This window comes from Herbaspirillum sp. 1173, from assembly GCF_031455335.1.
Classification (GTDB): domain Bacteria; phylum Pseudomonadota; class Gammaproteobacteria; order Burkholderiales; family Burkholderiaceae_D; genus Herbaspirillum; species Herbaspirillum huttiense.
In genome coordinates, this window is record NZ_JAVDSP010000003.1 from 431,206 (window position 1) to 456,050 (window position 24,845).

19 protein-coding genes are annotated in these 24,845 nt (G+C 65.4%); 7 read left to right on the forward strand and 12 right to left on the reverse strand.

The genetic code is table 11. From position 1 onward, the window contains the following. The first annotated feature begins 7 nt into the window (after nucleotides 1–7). The 5 genes from J2X56_RS13780 to J2X56_RS13800 all read left to right on the forward strand — a co-directional run bounded on the left by J2X56_RS13780 (nucleotide 8) and on the right by J2X56_RS13800 (nucleotide 7,868). Nucleotides 8–2,494 carry a TonB-dependent receptor gene (locus J2X56_RS13780; RefSeq protein WP_134134711.1) on the forward strand — a complete coding sequence of 829 codons (2,487 nt, stop codon included), beginning with the start codon at nucleotides 8–10 and terminating at the stop codon, nucleotides 2,492–2,494. A 141-nt stretch (nucleotides 2,495–2,635) separates the two neighbouring features. Next, nucleotides 2,636–3,754, forward strand: a complete 1,119-nt coding sequence (locus tag J2X56_RS13785) for a VirK/YbjX family protein (protein ID WP_121038134.1) — start codon at nucleotides 2,636–2,638, stop codon at nucleotides 3,752–3,754. A gap of 25 nt (nucleotides 3,755–3,779) precedes the next feature. Continuing rightward, on the forward strand, nucleotides 3,780–5,834 hold the full coding sequence (gene fliD, locus J2X56_RS13790; RefSeq protein ID WP_310160617.1) for a flagellar filament capping protein FliD: 2,055 nt from the start codon (nucleotides 3,780–3,782) through the stop codon (nucleotides 5,832–5,834). A 35-nt stretch (nucleotides 5,835–5,869) separates the two neighbouring features. Next, on the forward strand, nucleotides 5,870–7,132 hold the full coding sequence (gene flgE, locus J2X56_RS13795; protein WP_034333790.1) for a flagellar hook protein FlgE: 1,263 nt from the start codon (nucleotides 5,870–5,872) through the stop codon (nucleotides 7,130–7,132). 10 nt (nucleotides 7,133–7,142) lie between these two features. Next, complete coding sequence (locus J2X56_RS13800; protein ID WP_310160618.1) at nucleotides 7,143–7,868, forward strand: hypothetical protein; 726 nt, start codon at nucleotides 7,143–7,145, stop codon at nucleotides 7,866–7,868. A gap of 30 nt (nucleotides 7,869–7,898) precedes the next feature. Here J2X56_RS13800 and J2X56_RS13805 read toward each other — a convergent pair whose 3' ends face one another. From J2X56_RS13805 to J2X56_RS13820, 4 genes are read right to left on the reverse strand one after another with little or no spacing between them, the layout of a single operon-like run. Next, complete coding sequence (locus tag J2X56_RS13805) at nucleotides 7,899–9,044, reverse strand: FAD-dependent oxidoreductase (RefSeq protein ID WP_310160619.1); 1,146 nt, start codon at nucleotides 9,042–9,044, stop codon at nucleotides 7,899–7,901. A 20-nt stretch (nucleotides 9,045–9,064) separates the two neighbouring features. Continuing rightward, the gene (locus tag J2X56_RS13810) at nucleotides 9,065–9,415 is read right to left on the reverse strand and encodes a RidA family protein (RefSeq protein ID WP_310160620.1); all 351 of its coding nucleotides are present in this window, start codon (nucleotides 9,413–9,415) and stop codon (nucleotides 9,065–9,067) included. 33 nt (nucleotides 9,416–9,448) lie between these two features. Then, a complete protein-coding gene (locus tag J2X56_RS13815) occupies nucleotides 9,449–10,969 on the reverse strand; it encodes an amidase family protein (RefSeq protein ID WP_310160621.1) in 1,521 nt (506 codons plus the stop codon). 19 nt (nucleotides 10,970–10,988) lie between these two features. Continuing rightward, a complete protein-coding gene (locus tag J2X56_RS13820; RefSeq protein ID WP_199725000.1) occupies nucleotides 10,989–12,224 on the reverse strand; it encodes an MFS transporter in 1,236 nt (411 codons plus the stop codon). A gap of 139 nt (nucleotides 12,225–12,363) precedes the next feature. Here J2X56_RS13820 and J2X56_RS13825 point away from each other — a divergent pair, with 139 nt between their 5' ends. Beyond that, entirely contained in the window at nucleotides 12,364–13,284 is a 921-nt protein-coding gene (locus J2X56_RS13825; protein ID WP_121038122.1) for a LysR family transcriptional regulator, read from the forward strand. 4 nt (nucleotides 13,285–13,288) lie between these two features. On the opposite strand, the gene J2X56_RS13830 is transcribed toward J2X56_RS13825, so the two are convergent. The 4 genes from J2X56_RS13830 to J2X56_RS13845 are packed head-to-tail and all read right to left on the reverse strand — an operon-like array spanning nucleotide 13,289 to nucleotide 19,742. After that, entirely contained in the window at nucleotides 13,289–13,891 is a 603-nt protein-coding gene (locus tag J2X56_RS13830) for a TetR/AcrR family transcriptional regulator (RefSeq protein ID WP_204725107.1), read from the reverse strand. Next, complete coding sequence (gene adeC, locus J2X56_RS13835) at nucleotides 13,888–15,390, reverse strand: AdeC/AdeK/OprM family multidrug efflux complex outer membrane factor (protein ID WP_310160622.1); 1,503 nt, start codon at nucleotides 15,388–15,390, stop codon at nucleotides 13,888–13,890. The genes J2X56_RS13830 and adeC overlap by 4 nt, the downstream gene beginning before the upstream one ends. Nucleotide 15,391: 1 nt before the next feature. Next, nucleotides 15,392–18,541 carry an efflux RND transporter permease subunit gene (locus tag J2X56_RS13840; RefSeq protein ID WP_209568625.1) on the reverse strand — a complete coding sequence of 1,050 codons (3,150 nt, stop codon included), beginning with the start codon at nucleotides 18,539–18,541 and terminating at the stop codon, nucleotides 15,392–15,394. 16 nt (nucleotides 18,542–18,557) lie between these two features. Further along, nucleotides 18,558–19,742: an efflux RND transporter periplasmic adaptor subunit gene (locus J2X56_RS13845; protein WP_310160623.1), complete on the reverse strand. Its 1,185-nt coding sequence runs from the start codon at nucleotides 19,740–19,742 to the stop codon at nucleotides 18,558–18,560. 143 nt (nucleotides 19,743–19,885) lie between these two features. On the opposite strand from J2X56_RS13845, the gene J2X56_RS13850 reads away from it, so the two are divergent. After that, nucleotides 19,886–20,497 (forward strand): TetR/AcrR family transcriptional regulator, encoded by a 612-nt coding sequence (locus J2X56_RS13850; protein WP_121038111.1) that lies wholly within the window; start codon nucleotides 19,886–19,888, stop codon nucleotides 20,495–20,497. Between the two features lie 12 nt (nucleotides 20,498–20,509). Here the strand turns inward: J2X56_RS13850 and J2X56_RS13855 are convergent, their stop codons facing one another. The 4 genes from J2X56_RS13855 to J2X56_RS13870 all read right to left on the reverse strand — a co-directional run bounded on the left by J2X56_RS13855 (nucleotide 20,510) and on the right by J2X56_RS13870 (nucleotide 24,727). After that, entirely contained in the window at nucleotides 20,510–21,631 is a 1,122-nt protein-coding gene (locus J2X56_RS13855) for a porin (RefSeq protein WP_310160624.1), read from the reverse strand. Nucleotides 21,632–21,822: 191 nt separating this feature from the next. Beyond that, a complete protein-coding gene (gene ligK, locus J2X56_RS13860; RefSeq protein WP_310160667.1) occupies nucleotides 21,823–22,506 on the reverse strand; it encodes a 4-carboxy-4-hydroxy-2-oxoadipate aldolase/oxaloacetate decarboxylase in 684 nt (227 codons plus the stop codon). Between the two features lie 11 nt (nucleotides 22,507–22,517). After that, a complete protein-coding gene (locus J2X56_RS13865) occupies nucleotides 22,518–23,561 on the reverse strand; it encodes an amidohydrolase family protein (protein ID WP_310160625.1) in 1,044 nt (347 codons plus the stop codon). Nucleotides 23,562–23,566: 5 nt separating this feature from the next. Then, nucleotides 23,567–24,727 (reverse strand): 4-oxalomesaconate tautomerase, encoded by a 1,161-nt coding sequence (locus J2X56_RS13870; RefSeq protein WP_227022585.1) that lies wholly within the window; start codon nucleotides 24,725–24,727, stop codon nucleotides 23,567–23,569. Nucleotides 24,728–24,845: the final 118 nt, after the last annotated feature.

A 24,845-nucleotide genomic window follows, 5' to 3' on the forward strand; every position in this document is an offset into this window, starting at 1 on the left:
CTGCTTCATGCGCCCCACCCGCCTCGCCCTCCTGCTGGCGCACTGCCTCGCGGCCAGCCCGCTGGCGCTGCTGGCCGCGCCCGCTGCCGCGCAAATCGTTTCCGCCTCCGTCCCGCTGGCGCAGTTCGACTTCCAGTTGCCCGCCGCCAGCATGGAAGCGACGCTGGCCGCCATCGCGCGTACCGCCGGTGGCATCGTGCTGTTCGATCCGGCGGTGACGGCCGGGCTCGCCAGCAACGGCGTGCAAGGCCGCTACACGCTACCCCAGGCACTGCAGCGCGCACTGGCCGACAGCCCGCTGGAACTGGTCGCGCAGGCCGATGGCTCATACGGGGTACGCCGCATTCCGGAAGTGCTGCCCCGCTACAATCCGCCGCTGCCACCGGTCATGCAGACCGGCACCGGGGAGGAGCGCAACAGCAGCCACGGTTATCTCGACAGCGGCTTCCTGGCCCGCGGCAGCCGCCTGGCCACACGGCAGGAAGAAAAACTGTCGGCCCTGCCAGTGTCGCTGCAGGAGATCACCAGTTCCGTTCTCGAAAGCCAGCAATCGCGCTCGGTGGTGGACAGCCTGCAGAACATCAGCGCCGTGGTCCATGGCCGCGGCGACGGCGTCGACCAGGCCGGTACGCTCTACGTGCGCAGCTTCATCGCCCCGGTCATGCGCGATGGCTGGGGCGATCTGGTCTCGCTGTCCAACGTGACCAATGGCCGGGTCGCCGGCTCACGCAGCATCACCTCGCTGGATGTGCCCATGGCCGCCATCGAACGCGTCGAAGTCCTGGGCGGTGCCGACTCCATCGTGGTCGGCGGACCGATGGAACCGGGCGGATCAGTCAACATCGTGACCAAGCAACCGGTGGCCGATACCCTGCGTGAATGGACTCTGGAGGTGGACAATCGCGGCCATCGCCGCAGCGCCCTCGACCTCGGCGGCAGCCTCACGGAGGACCGCGCCTGGACCTATCGCACGATCCTCTCGGCCACCCACGACAAGCGCACCCTGGATGGCTACGACGGCGCGCGCGAGTTCTACCTCGCCGCCTCGCTCGGCTACAAGGACCGTGATACCGCCGTGGTAGCAGGCCTGAGCCACCACGTCACACGGTCTCCCTTCGGCGGCTACCAGAGCGCCATGCTCACCGACACCGGCCCCGGCCCTGACCTGCGCAACACGCCCTGGGGCCTGCCCGACGATCACAGCCAGGCCACCAAGAGCGAGCTGTTTTATCGCTGGGAGCAAGACCTGGGTGACGGCTGGCGTCTCAACAGCAAGGCCCGCCTGACGCGGCTGCGCTACCACTCCGCCGGCTACACCAGTTGCTCGCCGGTGGACCTGGACGAAGGCACCGGCATCTGCGTGAGCGACCAGTCGCTGCTGCATTCGGACAGCATCGGGCTGGACAACAGCCTCTCCCGCAAGATCGTCAGCGGCGAGTGGCAGCATACGGTGATGGCCGGTGGCAGCTTCACGCGCACACGCCTGCGCCGCTACAGCGACACCAGCAATTCGAACGTCATCGGCGTCACCTGGCCGCCTGTCGCCAGCGACTTCCCGGCCATCACCGATACCCCCGGCATCGTCAGTGGCCGCGACGCGATCTACACCTCCAACCTCTACCTGCAGGACCAGGTGCGCTGGCATCGCTGGACGCTGCTGGCCAACATCGGCTACGAACAGGAACGCAACAATTTCTCTTCGGACGTCGACATGAACGGGGTCGAGCACGACACCTCGCCGCCCCGGCACGGCCCGGTCTACAACCTCGGAATCGCTTATCGGCTCAGCGACACCGCCACCGTCTACGCCAATGCCTTCCGCAGTTTCACCCCGGGCCAGCTGCTGCTGGACTCCAGCCTCAATGGTGGCAAACCCGGCATCAACAGTGCGCCCGCCACCACCGGCAAATCGGCGGAAGTCGGCCTCAAGCTGGAGCTGCTGGAGCGCCGTGCCATCTTCACCGCCGCCCTCTACCGTGCCAGCCATACCAATGTGCTGCAGTTCGTGTTTCCCGATACCAGCTCGCCCTTCAACAGCTACGTGCTGCTGCCCTCGGCCGTCAGCCAGGGCGTGGAGCTGAACCTGTCGGGCCGGCTGGCCCGCGGCTGGAACATCATCGCCAGTTACAGCTACAGCCTGTTCCGTCCGGCCGCGAGCACCGAAGAAGACCGCCGGATCGCGCAGTTCGCCCACCATCGCGCCAGCTTGTGGAGCAACTATGACCTGCAGTCCGAGGCCTGGCGCGGCTGGGGCTTCGGGGCCGGCCTCACCGCACGCAGCAGCTACATGGCCTTCAGCGACAGCGATTCGCAGGTACGCATCGCCGGCCAGACCCGGGTCGACGCCAGCCTCTACCATCGCGGCAGCGGCAGCCGCACCACGCTGGGCATCCGCAACCTGTTCGACCGCCGCCTCTACAGCGACTTCGCCACTACCACCATCGGCGTGGAGCCGTCCCGCACGCTCACCCTGACCCATATCGTCGAGTTCTGAACTGCTCCGCCAGCGCGCCTGACCGCTGCCAACGCCCCCCTGAAAAAAAATTTGTAACAGACCGTCATTTTGCGCGGCTCGTTGCACAAGCAAGACAGAGAGCTCCCTTTCTCTGTCTTCATCGTGCAAGGAGTCGTCCCCATGTCGTTCATTACCGTTCCGCATACCCCCGGCCCTTACGGGCTGCTGCTGGACATCCAGGAACCGTTGCTGGCCTGCCTGAGCCTGTTGCTGCTGGCCGTGGCGTGTTACCTGCTGGTACCGGGCGTGGCCCGCTGCGTGCAGCTGGTACGTGCCAGTACCGGTGCCGCCCGCCCCTCCCCGGCCTGGAACGCGGCCGTTCCCGCGCGCCTGCGTGCGGCCCGCCCGAGTGCGCCGCTCAGCCTGCTCAGTGCTCCGGACCAGCCGCGCGCGCCGCTCTCTCGCCTGGCCCGGCAGATCAAGCTGCGCGCACGCGGCCTGCTGGCCCCGCGCCAGACACGGCAATGGCTGGATTTCTGGAACCTGACCGCCACCCATGCGGCCCTGGCCGTGGCCACGCCGCGCCTGCTGCACAAGATCTACCGGCCCTACCAGTCACTGCGCCTGCGCCGGCCGCAACGGCTGGAGATCCTGACCAGCCACTACGACTTCGTCATCCGCCGTGGCCTGGCCCCGCTGGTGCTGCAAGCCTCGCAGCAGCAGATCCCGATCGGCCAGTTCCAGGGCAAGTCGGGCCAGGACTACGAAGTGCGCCTGGCCGCCATCAACAGCCTGGACCACGAAGGCGAACTGGCGCTGCACCTGTATCGCGGCCAGGACCACCTGTTCTCGACCGCCTTCACCCTGTGCCGCCAAGGGAACGGCTGGATCGTGCGCATCGGCTGCCTGCAGGGCGGCGGCGGCGCTGACAGCCGCGAGCAGATCCGGCGCGCCACGCGCGACCTGTTCGGCCTGCGTCCCAAGGCGCTGATGATCCGCATGGTGCGCGCCATCGGCGCCGGCCATGGCTGCAGCCGCGTGCTGCTGGTGAGCAATGGCAATCGCGTAGCCAGCCGGCACGGCAAGCGCGGGCGGGTCCACGCAGACTATGACGCTTTCTGGCAGGAACTGGGCGCAGCAAGGCGCAGCGATGGCGACTACGAATTGCCATGTGAAGAAACGGCACCGGATCTGCAATCCCTGCCCTCGCGCAAGCGCGCCGAAGCCCGCCAGCGCCTGGCGCTCACGCAGGCTGTCACGCAGCAGGTGCGCGGCGCGCTGGTGCGCACCGGCACCTGAACACCGACTGCGCTACGGAGGCAACATGGCAACATCTACCGGCTCCATCTCCACCTCGGCGGGTCCACTGGACGTGGCCAACCTGGTCAACCAGCTGGTCGCCGTGGAAAGCAAATCGCGCCTGACGCCGCTGGCCAGCAAGGCCGATGGCTTCAATGCCCTGCTGGCCGCCTATGGCAGCCTCGACAAGGCGCTCGGCACCTACCAGAGCGCGCTGGCCGGGCTGACGGCCGCCAGGTTCAGCGCCCAGAAGGCGGCGGTCAGCAACAGCGGCAACGCCACGGGCAGTGGCGGCGAGGTCAAGACCGGGGCCGACGCCATCAGCGCCGACATCAACGCCGATGACTCCACCCGCGCGCTGGCCCAGAAGATCCGCTCCAGCGGCTTTGCCAGCGGCCAACTGTTCCGGGCTGGCGATTCACTGGCCATCAAGGTCGGCACCCGGCCACCGGCATTCATCACGCTCAAGGCAGACGCCACCGTCACCGGGCTGCGCGATACCATCAACGCCGCCAACGCAGGCGTGACCGCCAGCGTCACGCGCGACGAAGCCGGTGAACACCTGGTCCTGGAATCCAATACCGGCGGCACCGCCAACACGCTGAGCGTACGATCCAACAACAGTCTCTCCGCGATCAGCTTCGATCCACAGCAGCAGCGACCCGGTGCCATGACGCAAACCCAGGCCGCGCGCGACGCCACCCGTGCGGTGGCCGGCAGCTATGCGCTGAGCGTGGAGCAACTGGCGCAGGCGCACAAGCTCAGCTCGGCCGGCATCAACCCCGGCACCACTTTCGACGTGGGTGTGCTGGCGATCAAGACCGGGCAGGGATCGACCGCGCTCATCAAACCCGCCAACCACACCCTCGCCGGCGTGCGCGATGCCATCAATGCGGCAGAGGCTGGCGTGAATGCCTCCATCGTCAGCGACGGCAAGCAGGAACACCTGGTGCTCACCGCCAAGGAGAGCGGCGCGCAAAACGCCATCCGGGTGTCGGGCACGGGGGACTTTGCGGTGTTCGCTTCCGATCCTTCCGGCAATGTCAGCACCGCGTCGGTCGCGCTGGAAAAACGTTTCGGTACAGGGACCGTGAGCCTCACGGTTGGCACCCGCAATTTCAGCCTGTCACCGGCCTCCAGCACGGCCGGTACCGCACCGGGCCTGGCCGACGTGGCAAGCGCCATCAATGAGGCCAAGGCCGGCGTCACCGCGACGGTGCGGCGCGAAGGCCAGGGTGACCAGGCCGTGGAACGGCTGGTGCTGAGCAACGGCGGCAGCGATGCCATTCGCCTGCGCGGCAGCGGCGACTATGCGGTGCTCACGGCCAGCGCCATGGGACAGCTGCAACGCCCGCAGGACGCCCGGCTCAGCATCGATGGCGTGGCCATCACCGCCCCCGGCAACCAGATCCGCGATGCCATCTCGGGCGTGACGCTCAACCTGAACAAGACCACCCGCAGCGGCGACCGCTTCACGCTCACCGTCAGCAACGACAACAGCGGTGCCAAGGAGGCGGTCAACAGCTTCGTCAATGCCTTCAATGCCTTGACCAAGTCGGTCGCCACACTGACCCGGCAAGTCCCCTCCAAGGTGCGCGGCCAGGCCGGCGAACAGGGACCGCTGGCCAGAGAAACGATGGTGCAGGCCCTGATGGGGCAGTTGCGCAACGCGGTGCTGGGGGCCGTGAGCGGCAATGAGCATGGCTCGCTGGCGGCCATTGGCGTGAGTTTCAAGAAGGACGGCACGCTGGCCCTGGACGACGCCCGCCTGAGCAAGGCCGGCAGCACCAGCTTCGATGCGCTGGCGCGCCTGTTCACCGACAAGGGCGGCGTGGTCACGCGCAGCCAGGCCCTGCTGGACAAGGTGCCGGGCGAGACCGGGCTGCTGGCCGGCAAGACGCGCGGCCTGCAGAGCAGCCTCAAGACGGTCTCCGACCAGCAGGCCGCCGCCCGCGAACGCCTGTCCAACCTGCGCGACAGCTACACCAACCAGTTCAATCGCCTCAACCTGACGCTGGCCCGGATGCAGGCCTCGCAGTCCTACCTGACCCAGCAACTGGCGCGCCTGCGCAAGACCTGACGCCCTTTTTCAACTCACTCAACGGAACCACCACCATGAGCTTTCAACAGGGACTCAGCGGCCTGCAGGGCGCGAGCAAACATCTGGAAGTCGTCGGCAACAACGTGGCCAACGCCAGCACCGTCGGCTTCAAGCAGGGACAGGTGCAATTTGCCGATGCCTATGCCAACTCCATGAACCGCTCTGGCAATTCGCCGGTCGGCATCGGCGTGACACTGGCCAATGTCAGCCAGGCCTTCACCCAGGGCAACATCGCCACCACCAACAATGCGCTGGATGTGGCGATCAACGGCGACGGCTTTTTCCGCATGGCGGCCAACCTGAATGACCAGTCCCCGCGTTACGGGCGCAATGGCCAGTTCCAGCTGAACAAGGATGGCTACCTCATCAACCCCAGCATGAACGGTGCCTATCTCACCGGCTATCCGGCCGGTGCCGCAGGCGGCGATCCGGTGCCGCTGAAGATCGATACAGCCACCCTCCCGGCCACCGCCACCTCGCGCATCACCACCAAGATCAACCTCGACTCGCGCAAGAGCGTGCCGACCATCAGTCCCTTCGATCCGGCCAATCCCAACAGCTACAACAATTCCACCGGCGCGACCGTGTACGACAGCCTGGGCAATCCGTATTCGCTGCAGACCTACTACGTGAAGAGCCCGCCGACCGGCAGCCCGCCCGCGACCACCTGGTCGGTGTATGGCACGCTGGACGGCAAGCTGATCAACGCCGCACCACCGGCCACCGGCCCGCAACTGCTGGGCACGCTGCGCTTCGATGCCACCGGTGCCCTCACCGCCAGCACCGGCATGACGGTCGACCTGAGCAGCATGGTCAAGGGCGGGGCCAGCTTCCCCACGCCCATCGCACTGAACTACGCCGGCTCCACCCAGACCGGTTCGGCCTTTGCCAACCTGGCGCAATCACAGGATGGCTCGCCGCCGGGCACGCTCTCCAGCTTCAGCATCGGCAAGGATGGCAGCCTGGTGGGCAGCTACAGCAATCAGCAAACCAAGGTGCTGGGCCAGATCGTGCTGGTCAACTTCGCCAACCCGAACGGACTGCAGCCGCTGGGCAACAATCTCTACCAGGCCACGGCGGCGGCCGGCAGTCCGCTGGTCGGCACCCCCACCACGGCCACCTTCGGCAGCTTGCAGGGCCGTGCCGTCGAACAATCCAACGTCGACCTGACCGCCGAGCTGGTCAACATGATCGTGGCGCAGCGCGTCTACCAGGCCAATTCGCAATCCATCAAGGTGCAGGACACGGTATTGCAGACGCTCATCAGCCTGCGATGAGGATGCACGCATGAGTCCCGGTGCGTCCTTCGCCTCTGCCCCCGCCGCCAATGGTGCCGCCCTCACGCTGCCGGTCGCTCCGGCGCTGCGCGGCATGATCGATGCCGCCCTCAATGCGGTCATGGAAGAAGCGGCCGCCGAAGCACGGCTGACCATGGGCACGCTGGGGCGCTGCGCCGATTACGCCCTGGTCGGTGCGCGCGTGCTGCGCCTCCTGCTCAATCGTCCTTACACGGCGCTGTCGGGCGGCGAGGTCATTGACTGCGGCAGCGGTCTCTACGTTGCCATGCATCCGGGCCGCAAGGCACGGCGCAGTGCGCGCAAGCTGTCTGAACTGAAGGATTACCATTGCTGGATCGAAGCCTTGCATCCGATGCCGGACGGCAGCCTGCGGCGCGAGATCATCGATTTCACCATGCGCCACGATCCGCTGGTAGCCGAGGTCTGCGGGCTGCCCTTCACGCGCTCGCATCGTCACGACTACCTGTGGGCCTGGCAGGAAGAGATAGCGCCGCTGCCGCTGGCGGCACGCGCGCAATTGCCGCCGCAGAGCCGCAGCGGCGACTGGATGTGGGTGGATCAGGATTGCCTGCGGCTGTTGAAGAAGTATGAGCAGGATCACGAAGCCCTGCTCGCTCGCCTCACCGGGCAGGTACTGCACAAGCTGGTGGAGGCGATGCAGGCACAGGAAGAGGCAGCGCAGATGCGCAGCACGGCCAGCCTCAAGCTGGCCTGAGCCGCGCAAGGGGCCGGTGCTCGCGGCCGTTCAGCCGAGCCGCGCCGGACTCAAGGCCGCGGCATCGACCCCGAAGCGCGCGATATGCGCCGGCACCGGTTCGCCCCGGATCAGGGCCGCATAGGCCTCGCCCGCCGCCGGTGAAGACTGAATGCCATACCCGCCCTGCCCGGCAGCCCAGAAGAAACCCGGCACCTTGGCGTCGTAGCCGCCGACGAAACTGCCATCGCTCACGAAGGAACGCAGGCCGGCCCAGACGTGCGCCGGACGCCGGATCTCCAGCGTCGTGCCGTTCTGGATATGGTCGATGGCGATGGCGATATCCAGTTCCTCGGCCTGCACGTCGTGCGGTCCGACCGGATCGACATTGGCCGGCGAACCCAGCAGCAGGCCGGCATCCGGCTTGATGTAGAAAGATTCATCGACCGGCATGAACATCGGCCAGTGGGCGCTATCGGCCGGTGCCGCGAAGGTGAAGGCTGAACGCCGCTTCGGCACCAGTCCGATGGGTGCGGCTCCGGCCAGTTGCCCGATCTCGTCGGCCCAGGCACCGGCGGCATTGACGATGACGCCCGCGCGCAACTCGCCCTGACTCGTCTGCACATGCCACGTGCTCTCTCCCTGCTCATGGTCATGCTCATGCTGCAGCGACTGCACCTCGGCATTGCACAGCACGCGCGCACCCGCTGCCCGCGCGCCGCGCAGGAAACCCTGGTGCAAGGCATGCACGTCGATGTCGCTGGCATCTTCCTCGTAGACCGAACCGATCAGGTCTTGCTCACGCAGCACCGGCACCATGGCGCGGGTCTGCGCCGCATCGAGGCGCTGCACCTTGTCGGAGACCGAACGCACCAGGGCCTCATGGGCGTCGAGTTCGTCACGCAAGGCAGCGGTGGCATAGAACAATGCGCCCCGTGGCGTGAGCAGGGCATGTTCCGTAAAACCTTCCGGCGGATGATCGAAGAAGGCGCGGCTGGCGCAGGTCAGCGCCCGCACTTGCGGCGGACCGTAGCTTTCCATGTAGAGCGCGGCCGAGCGGCCGGTGCTGTGATAGCCCGGCTGCGATTCGCGCTCCAGCAGCAGCACGCTGCCGTGACGCGCCAGCCAGTAAGCGATGGAGGCACCGGCGATGCCGGCCCCGATGATGAGATAGTCGACGCGGCCTTGCTGGCTCATGGGCAAACTCCGTGATCTTTTCAGAGGGCGGCGATGACGGCCACTTCCACGTCCAGCCCAGGGGCCATCAGCAGTGCCTGCACGCAGGCACGCGTGGGCGCATGGCCTGCAGGGACCCACGCATCCCACACCGCATTGAAGGCAGCGAAATGCTCCGGGCTGGAGAGCCAGACATTGGCGCTGACGATGCGCTCGCGCGCGATCCCCTGGGCCTGCAACTGGGCATCGACCTTGGCCAGCACTCCGCTGGCCTGCTGCGGGATGGGCGCACCCGGATGGTCCGCCACCTGGCCGGCGACGAAGGCAAAATTGTTGGCCAGCACCAGCTGGCTCATGCGGGCATTGGTATTGAAGCGTTGGATCGTGCTCATGGAATCGCTCAAGAATGAAATAATATAAATGGTTTATACCGCAGCCTGTGCCGCCGCTGCCGTCGCCGCGCCATCGAAGATGGGCGGATGGGTAACCAGGGAGGTCAGCGCTGCGTTGACGGACTTCAGCTTCGCCAGGTCAGGCCGTGGCCGCTGCAATGTCTCATCGCCCGCAAACGCCGCCTCCAGCGCGCCGGCCCAGGCCAGCAAACGGGCATCGTCGCGAAAGGCACCGATGACCTGCAAGCCGAAGGGCATGCCGCGATGATCGCGGCCGCAGGGCAGCGAGATCGAGGGATTGGTAACAAGTGTGACCACATAGGTCAGGGCCAGCCAGCGATAATAATTTTCCAGCGGCGCGCCGTTGACCTCCTTCAGGTACAGCTCGCTCCACGGGAAAGGCGACACCGGCGTTGTCGGCGAGAGGATCAGGTCATAGCGCGCATACAGCTGCTGGAAGCGACGGAACAGACGCGTCTGCTCGCCCTGCGCCCAGGCGCAATCGGACAGGCTCATGGCCGCGCCCATCTCGTAGTTGGCACGGGTATTGGGGCCGAGCGAGGCGGGATCGCGGCGATAGGCGGCCTCGAACCCGGCCACGAAGGCTTCGGCACGGATCACGTCGAAGGCGCGATGGGCCTCGCCCATGTCGACCTCCACCGGTTCGCAAACCTGCACGAAACGGCCGATGGCCGCCATCTTCTGGCGAAACACCTCACGGATGCCCTCATCCACCGCACAGACACCGAAGTCTTCCGTATAGCCGATACGCAGGCGCGACAAGTCCACCGGCGGCAAGGCCGCGAACGCCGCGTCATCGACCGCGTAGCTCAAGGGATCGCTGGCATGCAGGCCAATGGTGGCGCGCAATTGCAGCACGGTATCGGCCACATTGCGGCCCATCGGACCGACCACCGAGATCGGCGTCCAGCCCAGCAGCTTGCGCTCGCTCGGCACCAGTCCCGGCGAGGGGCGGAATCCCACGACGCCGCACTTGGCCGCCGGAATGCGCAGCGAGCCGCCGGTATCCGAGCCCGAGCACAGCGGCAGCAGATCCACCGCCAGCGCCGCCGCCGAGCCCCCGGAGGAGCCGCCCGCATTGAGCAGCGGATTGAAGGGATTGCCGGTGGCCCCCCACACCGTATTGCGGCTATTGGCCCCGGCCCCCATTTCGGGCACGTTGGTCTTGCCGGCCACGATGGCACCGGCTGCGCGCAGGCGCGCCACCAGCGCGTTGTCGTGTGCGGGTACGTTGCCGCGATAGATAGGCGAGCCGTAGGTGGTCAGCAGGCCTTCGGTTTCTTCGAGATCCTTGATGCCGATGGGCAGGCCGTGCAGCAGCCCCAGTTCAGCCCCGTCCATGACCGCCTGCTCGGCCGCACGCGCTTCCTTGCGAGCCCGCTCGAAGCAGGTGGCGGTCACGGCGTTGATGTGGGGATTGAGGTCTTCGATGCGGGCGATGCAGGCGTCCAGCAACTCGACCGGAGAGACTTGCTTGCTGCCGATCAGCTGGCGCAGTTCGACGGCAGTTTTTTCGACGAGGGAATCAGACATGAATTTCCTTGTGAGTGGATCAGGCCGGCTGCATCTGGCCGCCGGTCTTGCTGGTGCGGATGAACAAGCTCACCAGCACCGAGAACAGGGCCGCGCCGATCAGGAAGCTGAAGGCGTAATCGTAGTTGGCAAAGGCGCTGACCAGGAAGCCGATCACCAGCGGCGAAATGAAGCCCGCCAGTTGCCCGCCCAGGTTGACCATGCCCACGCCGCTGCCCACCAGCTGCGCCTGCAGCAGCTTGGTCGGCAGCGCGATGCAGGTGGCCAGCACGAAGGACTTGAAGAAATACGCCAGGCATTGCCAGGCGATGACGCCCTCGACGGTCGCGGCAGTGTACATGCAGTAGACGAAAACGGCGGTCAGCAGCGAAGAGGCAATCAGCAGCAGTTTCTCGCGGCCATCGAAGAAGCGCACCATGACCCAGCCGCCGATGGCGGTCGACAGACCGGCCATGATGTAGGGCAGCGGCAGCAACAGGCCGACCGCCTTGAGATTGAGGCCGCGCACGGTCATCAGATAGGTCGGCATCCAGCTGTCGAGCCCCTTGTTGATGATGGACAGGCCAAACCATACCGCCACGATCTTCCACATCAGCGGCATCCTGAGCAGGGCCGCGAAGGCTTCCTTGTTGATGGCCTTGGGACCGTCCTTGCCGGGCCGTACCGGACGCACGCAGAACCAGTACACGAGGGCGAACACCAGCCCGGCAATGCCGATGGTATGGAACACCGCGCGCCAGCCGAAATGCATGATCAGCGGTGCGATCAGCAGCGGGGCCAGCATGCTGCCGATGTAGTTGGAGGACATCAGCAGCGAGGACATCTTGGGCCGCTCCTCGCGGCTGAAGTTTTCTGCCACGCCCTTGACGCTGGCGGCCGGAAACGCGCCCTCGCCCAGACCGAAGATGAAGCGGATCACCACCAGGCTGGTCACCGACCAGGCCATGCCGGTCACGCCGGTGAAGACCGACCACAGCAGGATGGAAATGACGATGACGGGACGCGAACCGTAACGGTCCGCCAGCCAGCCGCCCGGCAGTTGCAGGAGGGAATAGCCGAGGAAGAAACTCGACAGCAGGATGCCAAGGTCGGAAGGCTTGAGCGCGAATTCGCTGGCGATCTGGGTCGCGGCGAAGGTGATGGCGGCGCGGTCGATGTAGGACACGCACCAGCCCAGGTACAGCAGCACCAATACCAGATACTTGTAGCGTCCCTCGCCCTGCGCCTTCGTCATTGCAGCCTGTGCAGCATCCATGAAGCCTCCCTCGCGACGCGACGGCGGGCACCCTGCCGCCGATCCGTGAACGCATCCTAAGCCTGCACATGGTTTGCCACAAGTACAAGTTTTCGAACCAGTGATTGCCGAATCGGCAAACCATTCCTACAATTCATGGATGTCCATCATCCATACCCGTGTGTTGCAGGAGACCGCCGTGCGCTACTTCCTCGAAGTGGTGCGGCGCGGCTCCATTACCGAAGCGGCCAATACGCTCAACGTCGCCTCCTCGGCCATCAGCCGCCAGATCGCGCGGCTCGAAGCCGAACTCGACACGCCGCTGTTCGAGCGCGTCTCGCGCGGCATGCGGCCCAATGCCGCCGGAGAACTGCTGGCCGCGCACGCGCTGCGCCAGCAACTGGAAGCCGAACGCATCGGCAATGAACTGGCGGCCTTGAAGGGCTTGCGGCGCGGGGAGGTGAAGCTGGCGACCACTGAGGGTTTCGCGCTGGAATTCGTACCAGCGGCCATTGAGCAATTCTGCCGCCAGCACAAGGGCATCCGTTTCCAGCTCTCGGTGGGCAATGCAGTCCACGTGGCGCAGCAGATCCGCGAAGGCGCAGTCGACCTGGGACTGACCTTCACCATGGCACCGGATCCGGACATCAAGGTCGAGTTCGCCCAGCGCGCGCCCATCATGGCGGTGATGCGGCCGGACCATGCACTGGCCCATCGCAAGCAGGTCAGCCTGTCGGAGCTGGCCCCGTATCCGCTGGCCATGCCGCAGAAGAACATCACCATGCGGCGCCTGATCGATGCCTGCTGCAGCCGCCGCAACGTGCTGCTGGAGCCGACCCTGGCGGCGGACTCCATCAGTGCCCTGCTGTGCTTCGTGATGTCCGGCGACGGCATCGGCTTCTCGGCCGCGCTGCCCATCCGCAAGCTGGTGCGCGAAGGACAGCTGGCCGCCCTGCCGATCCGCGACAAGGACATGAACACCCTGCAGCTGGAAATCCAGTCCCTGGCCGGACGCACCCTGCCCGATGCGGCGCGCGCTTTCCTCAACGCCCTGATTGCGCGCGCCAGCGGGCGGCACTGAACTTTTACGCCATTTCAGCGCCTTGCAGGACCAATAGCGGCGCCAGATGGAAGGAATGTTCCAGGCGCGCCTGCGGGTCTTCCATGTGCTCGGCAATGACACCCATGCAGGCCGCCACCAGGCAGCGCGCCACATCGATGGGCGTGAGCCCGCGCCGCAGCTGGCCGCGTTCATAGGCGATATTAAGGGCGGCGGTGAGGTGCTGCAGGGCGCGCAGGCTCAGCGACTCGATACGTTCACCCAATTCCTCCGGCAGCTCGGGCGTGCCGCGATAACGCAGTACCACTTCCATGCGACGCCGCTGCTGTACGTTGCGCAGGAAATCCAGCAGCTTCAGCCACAGCACCTCGCGCAGCAACAACAGCGGCTGCTCGCTCTGGCGATAGACCGCCAGTTCCGGACCGATGTCGAAGGGCCAGACCAGGTCATCGAACACGGCATTGACCAGGGACAGCTTGTCCGGAAAGTGCCAGTACACCGCCCCGCGCGTAAAAGCCGCGCTGGCCGCCACGTGTTCCAGCGTGGTGGCCCGCACGCCGCGCCGGGCAAACGCGGCCAGCGCGGCATCAAGCAGGATGGCGCGGGTCTTGCCGGCGCGCGGGCTCATGGCGCGGCCGTGGCCAGGTCACTGGCGACAGGGCTGCCGGAGCGTTCCACCCAGCCGCCGCCGAGCGCCTTGTAGAAGGTCACCAGATTGGTCCAGCGCGACAGGCGCGTACCGATCAGGGTCTTCTGCGCCGAGTACAGCGTGCGTTGCGAATCGAGCACGGTGAGATAGCTGTCCACGCCATTGTTGAAGCGCGCCTGCGAGAGCCGGTACGAGGCATCGCTGGCCTCCACCAGATCCTCCTGCGCCTTCAACTGGCGGCCCAGGGTATTGCGCTGGGCCAGTGCATCCGAGACTTCCTGGAAGGCGGTCTGGATGGCCTTCTCATACTGGGCCACGCTGATGTCGCGGCTGATGGTGGCGATATCCAGGTTGGCCTGGTTGGCACCGCCATCGAAGATCGGCAAGGAGATCTGCGGCACGAAACTCCACGAGCCCGAACCGCCCTTGAACAGGCCGGCCAGCCGCGCACTGGCCGTACCTGCATCGGCGGTCAGGCTGATGCTGGGATAGAAGGCCGCGCGCGCCGCTCCGATGTTGGCATTGGCGGCACGCAGCGTGCGTTCGGCCTCGACGATGTCGGCGCGCCTCTGCAGCAGGTCCGAGGGCAGCCCCGGCGGAATGGTCGCCAGCGGACTGGCGGCGGCCAGTGCGGTATCGGGCAAACCCTGCGGCAGCAGCCGCTCCGGCAGGTCCTTGCCCACCAGCAGCACCAGGGCATTGCGGTCCTGGTCGACCTGGGCGGTGTAGCTCTCCACGTCCACGCGCGCACTCTCCACGCTGGTCTGCGCCTGGCGCAAGGTCAGCGCCGAGGACGAGCCCAGCTCGAAGCTGCGCTGCGTGAGTTCGTAACTGCTGCTCTGGCTGGCCAGCGTGTCCTTGGCCAGCCGCAGGCGGTCCTGGTCGGAGGCCAGCGTCAGCCAGGCGGTGGCGACTTCGGCGATCAGGCTGATCTGGGTGCTGCGGCGAGCCTCGGCGGTGGAGAGGAAGGATTGCAGCGCCTGTTCCTTGAGGCTGCGGACTCTACCGAACAGGTCCAGTTCGTAGGCACTGAAACCCAGCGTGGCGGTATAGCTGCGCGCGGTCAGCGCACGGCCGGTGGCCGACAGGTCGGCCGGCGTGCGGCTGGCCGATTCACTGGTGGCGGCGTTGATGGTCGGGAACAGTGCGGCGCGCTCCACGCCATATTGGGCGCGCGCCTTCTCGATGTTGAGTACGGCCACGCGCAGATCGCGATTGTTGGCCAGACTGAGGCTTATCACCTCCTGCAATGTCGGATCGGTGAAGACATCACGCCAGCCGATATCAGACACCGCCATGGCCGGCGTGCTGCTGGCGGCCCCTGCGCTGTGGTCGCCCGCAAACTGGCTCGCCACGGGGGCGGCGGGCCGCTGGTACTCGGGCATCAGGGTGCAGCCGCCCAGCAGCATGGCCAGCAGCAGCGGAGTCATCAGCACCCGGGGACGATGCGCGGCGCGATGGGTCAGGGAAGGATTCATGTCAGTGCTCCGGGGAAATCGCGGGTTGGCCTTGCGGCGCGGAGGATGGATTGCGGGCGAACAGCTTCATGATGATCACGAAGAACAGCGGCACGAAGAACACCGCCAGCACCGTACCCGAGAGCATGCCGCCGATCACCGCCGTGCCCAGCGCATGCTGTGCGCCGGCACCCGCACCGCTGCCCAGCACCAGCGGCAGCACGCCGAGGATGAAGGCCAGCGAGGTCATCAGGATAGGACGCAAGCGCATGCGCACCGCATCCATGGTGGCTTCCACCAGGCTCTTGCCATGCTCGTGCAGATCCTTGGCAAATTCCACGATCAGGATGGCGTTCTTGCAGGCCAGGCCGATGGTAGTGAGCAAGCCCACCTGGAAGTAGACGTCATTCATCTTCCAGGTCAGGATCGCACCCAGCAGCGCGCCGAACACGCCCAGCGGCACCACCAGGATCACCGAGAACGGCACGGCCCAGCTTTCATAGAGCGCCGCCAGCGCCAGGAACACGATCAGAATCGAGATCGAATACAGCAGGCCGGTCTTGCCGCTGGAGGCCTTTTCCTGCAGCGACAGGCCGGTCCACTCATAGCCGATGCCAGGTGGCATCTTGGCCAGGGCCGCTTCCACGATGGCCATGGCTTCACCGCTGGAGGCCGCCCCCGGCAGGGCCATGCCGAGGATTTCCATCGAGGGCACGCCGTTGTAGCGCTCCAGGCGGGGCGAACCGGAAGTCCAGCTGGCGGTCGAGAAGGCGCTGAAGGGCACCATGGTGCCGGCGCTGTTGCGCACGTACCAGCGATCGAGGTCGGAGGGCAGCATGCGGTATTGCGCATCGGCCTGCAGCATCACCTTCTTGACGCGGCCCTTGTCGATGAAGTCATTGACGTAGCTGCTGCCCCAGGCGGTGGCGATGGTGTCATTGATGTCGGACATGGCCACGCCCAATGCTCCGGCCTTGTCGGTATCGACATTGAGGCGGAACTCCGGTGTATCTTCCAGGCCGTTGGGGCGCACCGCCACCAGGCGCTTGTCCTGCATCAGCGTGCCCAGCAACTGGTTGCGCGCCTGCATCAGGGCGGCGTGGCCGAGGTTGGCTTCATCCTTCAGCATCAGGTCGAAGCCGGTGGCATTGCCCAGTTCGGACACGGCCGGCGGGGCGAAGGCGAATACGCGGGCATCACGGATCTGCGCGAAGGCCGCACCGGCCTTGGCCGCGACGTCGGTCACCGAGAGTCCGGGGCCCTTGCGCTCATCCCAGGGCTTGAGCTTGATGAAGGCAAAACCCATGTTCTGGCCGCTACCGGCGAAGCTGAAACCGGAGACGGCGAACACGCCCGATACCGCATCCTTCTGGTCCACCAGGAAATGATGCTCGACCTGTTCAATGACTGCATCGGTGCGCGCCTTGGTGGCACCGGAGGGCAACTGCAGGATCGCAAACAGCGTGCCCTGGTCTTCATCCGGCAGGAAGCCCACGGGCAGCTTCATGAATCCTGTCACCACCAGCGCCAGCAACACCGCGTAAGCGGCCATGTAGCGCCAGCCGCGCCCCAGCATGTGGCGCACGATACCCTGGTAGCGCAGGTTGCCGCGATCAAACTGGCGATTGAACCAGCCGAAGAAACCGGTCGTGGCCAGCGCATGGCCCTTGGCCGCGGGCTTGAGCAGTGTTGCGCAGAGGGCCGGTGTCAGCACCAGTGCCACCAGCACCGACAGCGTCATGGCCGAGACGATGGTGATGGAGAACTGGCGATAGATCACGCCGGTCGAGCCGCTGAAGAAGGCCATCGGCACGAACACCGCTGCCAGCACCAGCGCCACGCCGACCAGCGCGCCACTGATCTGGCCCATGGACTTGCGGGTGGCTTCCTTGGGCGGCAAGCCTTCCTCGGACATCACGCGCTCGACGTTTTCCACCACCACGATGGCATCGTCCACCAGCAAGCCGATGGCCAGCACCATGGCGAACATGGTCAGTGTGTTGATGGTGAAGCCGAATGCCGCCAGCACGCCGAAGGTTCCCAACAGCACCACCGGCACGGCGATGGTCGGGATCAGCGTGGCGCGGAAATTCTGCAGGAACAGGTACATCACCAGGAACACCAGCACCACCGCTTCGATCAGGGTGCGTACCACTTCCTCGATGGAGATGCGCACGAAGGGCGTGGTGTCATAGGGCTTCTGCACCTTCATCCCGGCGGGGAAGAATTTCTCCAGCTGGGCCACGCGGGCATCGATGGCCTTGACGGTATCGAGTGCATTGGCCCCGGTGGCCAACTTGATGGCCAGGCCGGCTGCAGGCTTGCCGTTGTAGCGGCCGACCGAGGTATAGCTTTCGCTGCCCAGTTCGATGCGGGCGACGTCGCGCAGCTTGACGCGGGCGCCATCGGAGAGTGTGCGCAGCACGATGTTCTGGAACTGCTCGGCGGTGCGCAGGCGGGTCTGGGCCGTGATGGTGGCGTTGATCTGCTGGTTCTCGGCAGCAGGCAGGCCGCCCAGCTGGCCGGACGAGACCTGCACGTTCTGCGCCTGGATGGCGTTCTTCACGTCCAGCGGCGTGAGGCTGTAGCTGTTGAGCTTGTTGGGATCGAGCCAGATGCGCATCGCATATTGCGAACCGAAGAGCGTGGTGTCGCCCACGCCTTCCACGCGGCTGATCGCATCTTGAATGTTGGCGGCCACGTAGTCCGACAGATCGGAGCCACTCATGCTGCCATCTTCCGAGGTAAAGGCCAGCACGTTCAGGAAGTTGGTGGCCGACTTGGTCACGGTGATGCCCTGCTGCTGCACTTCGGAGGGCAGCAAGGGCGTGGCCAGCGACAGCTTGTTTTGCACCTGCACCTGGGCGGTATCCGGATTGGTACCGTTCTCGAAGGTCAGGGTGATGGTCACCGAGCCCGACGATTCACTGGTGGAGGCCATGTAGCTGAGCCGATCCAGCCCCTTCATCTTTTGCTCGATGATCTGGGTCACGGTGTCTTCCAGGGTCTTGGCCGACGCCCCCGGATAGTTGGCGGTGATGGCGATGGCCGGTGGTGCGATGGCCGGATACTGCGCAATCGGCAGGGTCAGCACCGAAATGGCACCGGCCAGCATGACGATGATGGCGAGTACCCAGGCGAAGATGGGGCGGTCAATGAAGAAGCGAGCCATGATGTTTTCCCGCCTTTCAGTTGTTGCCGTTGCCGGCGCTGCCGTTGGCGCTGGACACCGTGGTCTTGGGCGACCATGGCACCACCTTCACCTTGGCTCCGGCAGTGGCGCGCTGCTGGCCATCGACCACCAGTTGGTCGCCTTCCTTCAGGCCGCTGCTGACCAGCCATTGACTGCCGATGGCACGGTCGGTCACCAGTGCGCGCTGCTCCACCACGCCCTCCGCATTGACCACGAAGGCTACCGGCTTGCCGGCACCGTCACGGCTGACCGCCTGTTGCGGTACCAGCAGGCCCTGCTGGCGCACACCCTCCTGCAGCACGGCGCGCACATACATGCCCGGCAGCAGGTCGGTCTTGGGGTTGGGGAAGACTGCGCGCAGCGTGATGGCACCGGTGTCCTGGTTGACCGTCACGTCGGAGAACTGCAGCGTACCTTCCTGTGCGTAGGTGCGGCCGTTCTCCAGGATCAGCCTGACCTTGGCGCCGTTGCCGGACTTCTGCAGTTCGCCATTGGCCAGCGCTTCCTTCAGGTTGAGCCAGTTGGTGCTGGACTGGGTCACATCGACGTAGATGGGATCGAGCTGCTGGATGGTCGTCAGCGCCGTGGTCTGGCTGGCGGTGACCAGTGCGCCCGGCGTCACGCTGGACTTGCCGATGCGGCCGGAGATGGGCGCATCGACCTTGGCGTAATCGAGATTGATGCGGCTGGTCTGCACGTTGGCCCGGGCCGAACCGACATCGGCCTCGGCTTCGCCCAGGGACGCCACGGCGTCATCGTAATCCTGCTGGCTGACCGCCTTGATGGCCACCAGCTCCTTGTAGCGGCTGGCCTTCAGGCGCGCCGTCTTCACGCTCGCTTCGGCCTTGGCCAGGGCCGCCACGCTGCTGTCATAGGCCGCCTGATAGCTGGCCGGATTGATCTGGTACAGCACCTGCCCGGCCTTGACGTCGCTGCCCTCGCGGAAATTGCGTGCCTTGATGATGCCGTTGACCTGCGGCCGCACGTCAGCAATCTGGTAAGGCGAGGTCCGGCCCGGCAACTCGGCATGCAGCTCCACCGGCTGCGCGCGTACCGTCATCACGCCCAGCACGGGCGTGCCCGCTGCCGGTGGCGCCCCGCCCGGCGGCTTGCCGCAGGCACTGAGGACACTGAGGATGGCCAGTGCAGCGACGGGCCGTAGGAGGGGTGTGGTGCGCATGAAGGACTCTCCGGAAAGGGAAGAAGGTTTTTATAACGATACCGAACTGTACAGTATTATTAATTGACAGTTCTTCCCCGGTCAAGCAATACTGAACACATCTGTACGAAAATGACACTTGTAAAGAAAACGGAGACAGTTCGATGAGAGTCAAGACCCCTGCCCGGCGCGAGGCCATCCTGGCCGTGGCGGCAGACGTGTTCAAGGAGATGGGTTTCGAGGGTGCGTCCATGGCCGAGATCTCGGCCCGCATTGGTGGCTCCAAGGCCACGCTGTATGGCTACTTCAAGTCAAAGGAGGAGCTGTTCGTGGCGGTGACCCACGGCGAGGCGAAGAAGCAGATGGAGCCGGCCCTGGCCGCACTGGACCAGGAGGTGGACGATCTGGCGAAGACCCTGCAGGTCTTTGGAGAAAAGGCGGTCAGCTTCCTGTGCCAGGAGAGCACCTTGCAAACGCACCGCATGATCGTGGCCGAAGCCGGCCGCAGCGACATCGGCCGGCGCTTCCATGAAGAGGGACCGAAGATGGGGATGGAGCGCATCGCCGCCTTCCTGAAGAAGCAGATGGCGGCCGGCCGCCTGCGCACCGCTGATCCGATGCTGGCGACCCTGCAGCTGTGCGCCCTGCTCGATTGCGAGACCGTCAAGCCGATGATGCTGGGGCTGGAGACCAGCATCTCGCGGCCGCGCATGAAGCGCATGGTCGGCCGCGCGGTGGAAACCTTCCTCGCGGCCTATGCCGTACCTGCCGACTGAGAACGACCGTCCTCAGAAGGTATGCCGGATCCCCAGTTGCACGCCGGTCTCGCTGGCACCGGCGTCCGGGCTCAGGGCCTGGCTGGCCGTGAAGCTGGCACCGGTCATGCGATAGGCAGCGGTATTCTGGTTGATCAGGCGTGAGGCCACCGCATACAGCCGCGTGCGCCTGGACAGGTCGTAGTTCACGATGAGGCTAAACTGGCGCGCGTTGTTGTTGTAGCGTGAAGCGTCTTTGACAAAGCCGCCACCTGCACCGACGGTAGTCTGCGCGTTGATGCGGTAGTCCGCCGAGAGGCTGTAGGTGTTGTGATAGTCGCCTGCCGTATTGCCGACCACGGCACCGGCCGGATCGTACTTGCCCGCCGGGTTGGTGAAGACATTGCCGGTGGTGGCCGAGATCACTTCATTGGTGCGGAAGAAGGCCAGGTAGACCTTGCCGCTGCCATAGTCAACATTGCCGCCCAGCATGAACTGCTTAACGCTGTTGGTGTTGGTGGCGTTGTTGGCGTTGAGGTAGGCGCTGCCCACGTAGACCGGTCCCTGCTGGGTCTGCATGCCGATCTGGTAGACCGCATTGCCGGCGGTGCTGCCGGCGCGCTCGCCCACCGAGTAATGAAGCTCCAGCGTGGTATTGGCAAACTTGGGCGAGATGTAGCTGATATCGTTGTCCACCCGCGCCAGCCAGTTGGCGAAGTTGTTGTAGGCCGATCCATAGGTGGCCGCACCGAATGCATCCATGTTGCCCGAGTAGAGGAACATGACGCTGTTCTGCCGCCCCAAGCGCACTTCGCCGAAGCCGCCGCCGAGACCGACCCAGGACTGGCGGTCGAAGTAGCGGTAGCTGTTCTGCAGGCCGCCGGTGCTGGGATCGAAACCGGTTTCCAGATTGAAGCTGGCGCGATAGCCACCGCCCAGATCCTCGACGCCCTTGAAACCGAGACGGCTGGTCATCTGGCCATTGTTGCCCATGGCCCAGAGCGAGGTGTCCTTGCCGCCGACGGTGCTCTTCTGGTAGGCCGTATAGACGTCCACTACGCCATAGATGGTCACTGAACTCTGCGCGAAGGCAGCGGGGGCAACGGCCAGCAGCAGGGCTGCCGGGATGAGACGGATGGGGTGTTGCAACTGCATAAGGAATCTCCTCCTGTGGGTAAATCGGTCTGGTTGATCCAGTGTTCTTGTCAATTGGGATGGCGCACACCAAGGGCGCTCTGCTGCGCAGTACGGATGTCTGTTCAGGTCGGCGTGCGCCTCTTCTGCGTGGACGCTCTCTTCTTCCCCTCACGGCTCCTCGTCAGGTTCAGCCTGTGGGCGACACAAACTCAGTCGATATATTTCAAACCGGCGGCCTCCAGCGGCGCGCGCATCTGGTACATGTCCAGCCCCAGCACGCCGGCGGCCAGCTGGGCGCGCTTCTCCCCTTCCAGGGCTTCGCGCTTGCGGGCCACCTCGGCCACACGCACGGCGTCAGCGGCAGGCACGGCCACCACGCCATCATCATCGGCCACGATCACATCGCCCGGATTGACCAGGGCACCGGCGCAGATCACCGGCACGTTGACCGACCCCGGCGTGGCCTTGATGGTGCCCTTGGCACTGATGGCACGGCTCCACACCGGGAAGCCCATTTCCTTCAACACCTTCACATCGCGTACACCCGCATCGATGATGAGGGCCCGCGCACCGCGGGCCATGAAACTGGTGGCCAGCAGGTCGCCGAAATAGCCGTCGGTACACTCGGCGGTGATGGCTGCCACCACGATGTCGCCAGGCCGGATCTGCTCGGCCACCACGTGCATCATCCAGTTGTCGCCGGGGTGCAGCAGTACGGTCACGGCGGTGCCCGAGATCGTGGTACCGGGATAGATGGGACGCAGATAGGGCTTCAACAGGCCGGTGCGGCCCTGCGCCTCATGCACGGTCGCCACGCCGAACTGGCCGAGCTGTTGTACGGCGGCGGTATCGGCGCGTTCGATCTGGCGCTTGACCACGCCAAGCTGGTTGATCAGGGGAGTGCTCATGCTGTCAGTCCTTTCGCGTTGAGGGCGGCATCCAGGCGCGGGTAGACGCGGCGGGCATTGCCTTCGTAGATCTGGTGGCGTTCTTCGGGGCTCAGGGCGGCGGCCTCGATGTAGCGCTTGGTGTCGTCGTAGTAGTAGCCGGTCTGCGGATCAATGCCGCGCACGGCACCGATCATCTCGGAGGCGAACAGCACGTTCCCGACCGGGATCACGCGCGTGAGCAGGTCGATGCCCGGCTGGTGATACACGCAGGTGTCGAAGAAGATGTTGTTGAGCAGATGCTCTTCCAGCAGCGGCTTCTTCATCTCCTGCGCCAGGCCACGGAAACGGCCCCAGTGATACGGCACGGCACCGCCGCCGTGCGGGATCAGGAACTTCAGCGTCGGGAAATCCTTGAACAGGTCCGAGGTCAGGCACTGCATGAAGGCGGTGGTGTCGGCATTGAGGTAATGCGCACCGGTAGTGTGGAAGCAGGCATTGCAGCTGGTGCTCACGTGGATCATGGCGGGCACCTCCAGCTCCACCATCTTCTCGTAGAGCGGATACCAGGCGCGGTCCGACAGCGGCGGTGCAGTCCAGTGTCCGCCCGAAGGATCGGGATTGAGATTGATGCCTACGAAACCATATTCGCGCACGCACTTCTCCATCTCGGCAATCGAGGTGCGGATATCGGCCCCCGGCGACTGCGGCAGCATGGCCGCACCGATGAAGTGATCGGGGAACAGTTGCGCCACGCGATGGCACAGCTCGTTGCAGATGGCCGCCCAGGTCTGGCTGGTGTTGAGATCGCCGATGTGATGCGCCATGAAGGAAGCGCGCGGCGAGAAGATGGTGAGATCCGCACCGCGCTCGCGCATCAGGCGCAACTGGTTGCTTTCGATGGACTCGCGCAGTTCGTCGTCGCTGATCTTGAGCTCGGCCACCTTGGGACCGAGTCCGGGCGTGTTCAGGTGGACGATCTGCCGGTTGCGCCAGTCTTCCAGCGCCTTGGGGGCGGTGGTGTAGTGGCCATGGCAGTCGATGATGAGGGAGTCTCGCATGGGATTCAGGAATGGTCGGTCAGGAGTTCGGCGGGGATCAGCACTTCCCCGCGCAGGATGGGACGCGCCGTGCGCAGCAGCGCGGCACGCAGGACTTGTTGCTGGTCGTGCGGATCCAGCTCCAGCGCAACGCTGAATTCGCCGCTGGGATGCTCCACCGAGACGGTGCGCTGCAAGCCGCTGCCGGGCAGCGCCAGCCCCTGGGCTACCGAGCCTTCCAGCACGCAGGCGGTGGCGACGGTGACGGCGGCCAGCACACCAATGGCCTCGTGGCAGACATGCGGGATGAAGCAGCGGGTGCTGATCGTGCCGCCCGCCACGGGGGCAGACAGCAGGCACATCTTGGGATAATTCCTGGCACTGACCTCCCCCAGCCCCATGAGCGGACCGCAGGCCAGTCGCAGCGCCTCCAGTCTCTCCTTCAGGAACGCATCGGCATTGAGGACAGCCACGCTTTCATCACCAGTCAGGCCGAAATCAGACGCACGCACCAGTACCATGGGCATGCCATTGTCGATCAGGGTGGCAGCGGTCTCGCGCTGCTCACCGCCGGGGGTGGCGTAGCGCACCCGGTCTTGCACACGCCCCGTGGGCAGCATGGCAGGGCAGACCGAGCCCGCCGTGTCGAGGAAGTTGATGCTGACCGGTGCCGCCGATCCCGGCACGCCATCGATACGGGTATCGCCCCGATAGCGCAGGCGGCCGCCCGGTGTCTGTACCGTCACGTCGCACTGCATGCCGGTGTTGAGTGTGAGGATGCGCGCGGTGGTGGTCTCGGGACCGGCGACGATGAGGCCGCGCTCGATGGCAAAGGGCAGCACGGCGGCCAGCATGTTGCCGCAATTGGGCGTGGTATCGACACGGTCCGATTCGGGCTGCAACTGTGCGAACAGGAAATCCAGATCCACCCCGGTCACGCGGCTGCGGCTGACGATGCCGGCCTTGCTGGTCAGTGGGTGGGCACCGCCGAGGCCGTCGATCTGACGACGATCGGGCGATCCCAGCGCGGCCAGCAACACGCGATCGCGCGCAGCGATGTCCGCTGGCAGATCATCGGCCACGAAGAAGGGACCACGCGAGGTGCCACCGCGCATCAGGGTGCAGGGAATGGCCAGCAGGTCGGACGCGTCAGCGTCTCCGGGAAGAGGGAAATCGAGGTCAGGCACGGCGCTTTACCTTTGAAAACAATGGCGTCGAGTATGCGTGAGCGCCCTGTCGGCTTGGTTGCGTTGTGGGCCTTCCTCTGTTCTAATTTTCTAATCGCGCTCAGAAATCAATGTCCCG

Coding starts and splice junctions, on each gene's coding strand:
- J2X56_RS13780 (WP_134134711.1), top strand. CDS start 8: ATGCGCCCCACCCGCCTCGCCCTCCTGCTGGCGCACTGCCTCGCGGCC.
- J2X56_RS13785 (WP_121038134.1), top strand. CDS start 2,636: ATGTCGTTCATTACCGTTCCGCATACCCCCGGCCCTTACGGGCTGCTG.
- fliD (WP_310160617.1), top strand. CDS start 3,780: ATGGCAACATCTACCGGCTCCATCTCCACCTCGGCGGGTCCACTGGAC.
- flgE (WP_034333790.1), top strand. CDS start 5,870: ATGAGCTTTCAACAGGGACTCAGCGGCCTGCAGGGCGCGAGCAAACAT.
- J2X56_RS13800 (WP_310160618.1), top strand. CDS start 7,143: ATGAGTCCCGGTGCGTCCTTCGCCTCTGCCCCCGCCGCCAATGGTGCC.
- J2X56_RS13805 (WP_310160619.1), bottom strand. CDS start 9,044: ATGAGCCAGCAAGGCCGCGTCGACTATCTCATCATCGGGGCCGGCATC.
- J2X56_RS13810 (WP_310160620.1), bottom strand. CDS start 9,415: ATGAGCACGATCCAACGCTTCAATACCAATGCCCGCATGAGCCAGCTG.
- J2X56_RS13815 (WP_310160621.1), bottom strand. CDS start 10,969: ATGTCTGATTCCCTCGTCGAAAAAACTGCCGTCGAACTGCGCCAGCTG.
- J2X56_RS13820 (WP_199725000.1), bottom strand. CDS start 12,224: ATGGATGCTGCACAGGCTGCAATGACGAAGGCGCAGGGCGAGGGACGC.
- J2X56_RS13825 (WP_121038122.1), top strand. CDS start 12,364: ATGTCCATCATCCATACCCGTGTGTTGCAGGAGACCGCCGTGCGCTAC.
- J2X56_RS13830 (WP_204725107.1), bottom strand. CDS start 13,891: ATGAGCCCGCGCGCCGGCAAGACCCGCGCCATCCTGCTTGATGCCGCG.
- adeC (WP_310160622.1), bottom strand. CDS start 15,390: ATGAATCCTTCCCTGACCCATCGCGCCGCGCATCGTCCCCGGGTGCTG.
- J2X56_RS13840 (WP_209568625.1), bottom strand. CDS start 18,541: ATGGCTCGCTTCTTCATTGACCGCCCCATCTTCGCCTGGGTACTCGCC.
- J2X56_RS13845 (WP_310160623.1), bottom strand. CDS start 19,742: ATGCGCACCACACCCCTCCTACGGCCCGTCGCTGCACTGGCCATCCTC.
- J2X56_RS13850 (WP_121038111.1), top strand. CDS start 19,886: ATGAGAGTCAAGACCCCTGCCCGGCGCGAGGCCATCCTGGCCGTGGCG.
- J2X56_RS13855 (WP_310160624.1), bottom strand. CDS start 21,631: ATGCAGTTGCAACACCCCATCCGTCTCATCCCGGCAGCCCTGCTGCTG.
- J2X56_RS13865 (WP_310160625.1), bottom strand. CDS start 23,561: ATGCGAGACTCCCTCATCATCGACTGCCATGGCCACTACACCACCGCC.